This is a genomic window from Actinocrinis sp. (genome assembly GCF_035946395.1).
GTDB lineage: Bacteria > Actinomycetota > Actinomycetes > Streptomycetales > Catenulisporaceae > Actinocrinis.
In genome coordinates this window covers 1-4,610 of sequence record NZ_DASYZI010000376.1, presented here as the reverse complement: position 1 = coordinate 4,610, position 4,610 = coordinate 1, and the positions used below count along the sequence as shown (strand labels likewise).

At 68.3% G+C, this 4,610-nt stretch carries 3 protein-coding genes and 2 tRNA genes; 4 read left to right on the top strand and 1 reads right to left on the bottom strand.

The genetic code is table 11. From position 1 onward, the window contains the following. Positions 1 to 540 precede the first annotated feature (540 nt). A complete protein-coding gene (locus VGS97_RS23570; RefSeq protein WP_326855816.1) occupies positions 541 to 738 on the top strand; it encodes a hypothetical protein in 198 nt (65 codons plus the stop codon). Then, positions 735 to 1,163 carry a type II toxin-antitoxin system VapC family toxin gene (locus VGS97_RS23565; RefSeq protein WP_326855815.1) on the top strand — a complete coding sequence of 143 codons (429 nt, stop codon included), beginning with the start codon at positions 735 to 737 and terminating at the stop codon, positions 1,161 to 1,163. Before VGS97_RS23570 ends, VGS97_RS23565 begins: the two co-directional genes overlap by 4 nt. Positions 1,164 to 1,328: 165 nt before the next feature. Here VGS97_RS23565 and VGS97_RS23560 read toward each other — a convergent pair. Beyond that, positions 1,329 to 1,402 (bottom strand) — tRNA-Pro (locus VGS97_RS23560). 235 nt (positions 1,403 to 1,637) lie between these two features. On the opposite strand from VGS97_RS23560, the gene VGS97_RS23555 reads away from it, so the two are divergent. Beyond that, a tRNA-Gly gene (locus VGS97_RS23555) sits at positions 1,638 to 1,711 on the top strand. A gap of 537 nt (positions 1,712 to 2,248) precedes the next feature. Next, the gene (locus VGS97_RS23550; RefSeq protein ID WP_326855814.1) at positions 2,249 to 4,321 is read left to right on the top strand and encodes a penicillin-binding transpeptidase domain-containing protein; all 2,073 of its coding nucleotides are present in this window, start codon (positions 2,249 to 2,251) and stop codon (positions 4,319 to 4,321) included. Positions 4,322 to 4,610 lie beyond the last annotated feature (289 nt).

Sequence of the window (4,610 nt, the reverse complement as noted above, 5' to 3'; positions counted from 1 at the left end):
GCGCGGCGGGCACACCGGAACGCGCGCAGCTTCGCGCTTGCGGTCGGTATCGTACCGTGCGGACCCCACCTGAGTGATAAAAGTGCAGATCACGACCGACCGTGACGGTCCATCACGGTCCGGACCAACCGTCACAGACGGTACTACCGCCAGCAGAACCGGCATCCGCCGCCGCCCGACACCGTTCAAAAGGCGGACAACCCGGTGACACTGACGCCGCAACAACACTGACGCTGCAACTCTGAATCTCTGCCGGTAATACCTGCTGTCGGGGTGGCGGGATTCGAACCCACGACCTGCGGCTCCCAGACTCGCGCCCGGTCCGTACGGCGTGCGGCTCAAGCCGCACCACCTGCGACCGGAGCATCTTAGCCGCCGCTCGTACAGCTCACGCACAAGCTGTGAACCAGCCTGAGCTGAGACAGAAACTGAGACGGGCGGCCCGAACCGATAAAGGTTGCTGGCTCCGTTCGATCCCCGATCGGGTCGGCCTGGCCGTACGCTGGAAGCGACCGTTCAAGCCGAGCACAGGAGGCCGCGATGACCACAGCACCCGTGGACTTCGAGGCGTTCCCACCCAAGCCCGAGCGCAGCATCGAGGAGCTGATCCGCGAGAAGCGCGCCGAGCCGTTGCGCTCGGTCGAGGACTTCATGGAGCCCGGCGTGTTCGAGTCGGACGAGGAAGTAGACGAGTTCATCGCGGCCGTGCGCGAGTGGCGCAACGCCAGCCTGGCATGAGCGGACGCCTCACCCCGGTCGTCCTGGACACCAACATCGCCTCGCAGCGCTACAAGAAGCGCGTTCAGCTCGATCTGACGCGGCTGGTCGACACCACCTCGGTCATCTCGTTCGTCACCTACGCCGAGATGTGTAAGTGGGCGCTGGTACGCGACTGGGCACCCCACAATCTCGCCCAGCTCACTGCCTGGCTTGATCGGACGCCGGTCATCGACAGCGGCAAGGCCGTATCGACGATGTGGGGCCAGCTCGCCGCAGCCGGAGCCAAGCGCGGCAGGCCGCGGCCAGAGAACGATACCTGGATTGCGGCCTGCTGCCTGGTGCACGATCTGCCGCTGGCGACACTCAATGTCCGCGACTTTCAGGACTTCGTCGACCATCACGGCCTGCGGTTCTTCGACCTGGGCACCACGCCGAGCGCGTAGTCTGCCCAACCGTGATGGCGATGAGGTCGCAGCGCCGCCAGAGCAGATCCACCGGAACGTCGCGGACCGCGTGGAAGGGCTGCTCTGGCAGGGCAACTGAGACTGGAATTGAGACGGACAACGGCCGCCCGGCGATGGGCGGCCGTTGTGGCGCTGGTCACACAGTCGGGGTGGCGGGATTCGAACCCACGGCCTTCCGCTCCCAAAGCGGACGCGCTACCAAGCTGCGCCACACCCCGCTGACGATCTGCCGACGATCGGGGGAAGCGTACCGGTTCGGCGGCGTGGAACGCACCGAAGATAGCTTGAGCGCCGTGTCTTAAGCGCTGTGTTGCGCCGCCTTGTCCGGCGATTCGGCGGATCGCGTGGAATCCGGCGGTGCCGAGTGTCGGTGCGGGGCGTCCGCGGCGGCGTACGGCGGTGTTTGCTCGGATGCAGGTGGCCGTGCGGGTGTGGCAAGATGGGGCGGCACTTGCGGACGTAGCTCAATGGTAGAGCCCCAGTCTTCCAAACTGGCTACGCGGGTTCGATTCCCGTCGTCCGCTCCACGTGCGGGAGCCCCGTCGCCGGACCTTCGGCGGCGGGGCTCCTCCCTCCGGCCGTTCGTCACACTGCTGTCACAGAATTGGGAAAGCAGGCAACGGCTGGGACTCGGGTGGAGTCTTTCCCGGGGTGGGGTTGACCGAGTGGGGTTCACCGACCCGGCAGGGGTAGTGGGAGGGGAAGCACCGCGCATGTCCGAGGACAGACCCGATAGACCGGTGACGGACGACTGGTTCCGCGATGAGCCCGGCATACCTCCGGCCACCAGCGCTCCGTATCAATCGCAGGGCGGGCAGCCGCCGCCGTTGCCATCGCAGCCGCAGGCGCCGCAGCAATCGAATGCGTCGCAGAGTTCTGGCACTGGCAGCAGCGCCTGGGACGAGTACCGGAGCGATCACCGGGACACCGGCGCCGGTGCCGATGCCGGTGCTGATGCCGGCGGTCCCTCCCTTGCGGACGCTCCGACACAGGTCGGGGGGATCCGCGCGATACGCCCGGCGGCGCCGCGGGAGCCCCGGGAACCGCTACCCGTGTTCCCCCCAATGCCTCAGCAGGAGCCTCGCGAACCACTGCGCCAGCAGGCGCCGCGGGAACCCCTGCCTCAGCAGCGCGAGCCGCTGTCTCGCCCGGAGCGGGAACTGCGCGAGCCGTTTCCCCAGCAGAGAGCGCAGGGGGAACCGCTGCGCCCGCCGGGGCCGATGGGGTCGGCGCCGGATCGACCGCCTTTCCACGAGGCGCCTGGCCACTCGTACCCCGAGTACGAACCGCATGAGCCCGACCGTCGCGAGCCGGCGCAGTCGAACCGCACGCCGATGATCGTCGGCGGGGTGGTCACCGGGGTCGCCGTGCTGGGGCTGATCGCATACATGGCTCTCGGCGGCTCGCCGAAGAACGCGAACACGGCCGCGTCGGGCGGGGGTGCCGGTGCGGCGTCACCGTCACCGACGCACACGAGCTTCCAGCCGACGAGCAGCGACCCGGCGACCGCCGCGGAGCAGACCGGCACGGCGTTCCTGAACGCCTGGCAGTCCGGGGACTTGCAGGCGGCGGCCAAGTACACCGACAATCCGACTGCCGCGCTGGCGGCGATGAACGACTACAAGTCGGGACTGAACCTCAGCGCACTGGCGCTCAAGCCGCAGCCGGCCGTCGTCGCAGGGGCAGCGCCCAACAAGGCTTCATCCTCGTCGTCGGCCTCGGCCGGTTCCTCCGCCGCGGCAGGTGCGGGCACGGGTACGACGGCGAGCCCGTCCGGCACCGTCCCGTTCTCGGTCTCCGCCACGGTGAGCCTCGGCACGCAGAGCGCCACCGGGCAGATGGTCAGCGGACAGGTGCGGACCGCCGCACACGACAACCCGATGATGTGGTCGTACAAGTCGAGCCTCGTCACCTACAAGCAGTCGGACGGCTGGTCCGTACGGTGGAACTCGTCGATCCTCGCGCCGAACCTCACCAGCGGCGAGAAGCTCAGCGTCGTCTCCGTACCGGCCGGCGCGGGCAAGGTCGTCGACGCCTCGGGAACGAACCTCTCGTCGTACTCGGAGACCGCGCTACAGAACATCGACGCCTCGCTGGGGAAGAAAGCACCGACCGGTAGTGGCACGCCGGGCACCGCCGTGCAGATCGTCGACGGGTCAGGCAAGGCCGTCGGCGCGGTCTCGGCGACGCTGGTCAAGCCGGTGGACGCCACCGTGCTCAAGACCACGATCAATCCGTCCGTCGAGGCGCTGGCCCGCTCCGCCGTCGCGATGCATGCACGAAGCTCGATGGTGGTGCTGCGGCCGTCGACCGGGGCGATCCTGGCCGTCGCCAACTCGTCGAGCGGTTCGGACACGGCGCTCGCCGGCGGCCTCGCTCCCGGCTCGACCTTCAAGATCATCACGAGCACGGCGCTGCTGGACTACGGCTACGTGTCGCTGTACACGCCGGTCGCCTGCCCGCTGACCTTCACTGTGCAGGGCGTCGTGTACCACAACAGCACCGACGCGAGCGGGAAGAACGAGGAGTCGCTGCCCGCGGGCACGCCGTTCATCACCGACTTCGCGCAGTCCTGCAACAACGCGTTCACCCCGTTCTACAAGCAGCTCGAAGGCGGGAAGCTGGCGAGCACCGCCGCCGACTACTTCGGGCTGAACCAGTCCTGGGACATCGGTCTTGGATCGAACAGCTACTTCGGCATGCCGACCGATTCGAGCGGCGCGGAGCTGGCGCAGGAGGACTTCGGCCAGGGCCAGGTGGTCGCCTCGCCGCTGGCCATGGCCTCGGTGGCGGCGACCGTCGGAACCGGCTCCTTCAACCAGCCCTACCTGGTGAACGGGGTGACGAAGGCCACCGCCAAGCCGCTGCCGTCGGGCACCGACTCGAACCTCAAGACCCTGATGCACGCGGTGGTGACCAGCGGCACCGCGGCGGGAGTCTTCTCCGGGGTGGCGGGGCCGGTGTACGCGAAGACCGGGACCGCGGAGACTGACGCCAACAAGGACGGGAAGCCGAACGCCTGGGTGGTCGTCTATGATCCGCAGCTCGACATCGCCCTCGGCGTCGTGGTGCAGGACTCGGGCTTCGGTGCGACCTTCGCCGGGCCGCAGGCCGCGTACGTCCTCTCCCGTCTGTGAACCCCGTCCCACCTGTGAACGTTGTCATCGCGATGCTGTGAAAGCTGTGAAAAGGACACCCGGCGCGCAACGCGTCGGGTGCGCCTGTTTCCGGGCCGGAATCGGGGGCAGTGCCGCAAAAGCGTCGTAATAGGATGCAACGCGGACCGCCCGAGCAGCGTCTTTATACCGGTGGCGCCTCGGGTGGAACGGCGTCAGCGCACGCACCAGCCACGGGAGGGACGCTCAGTGACCGACGAGACCAGGCCGCCGTCGCCGGAAGGCGGGAAGTCCGGGCCGCAGGAGCAGG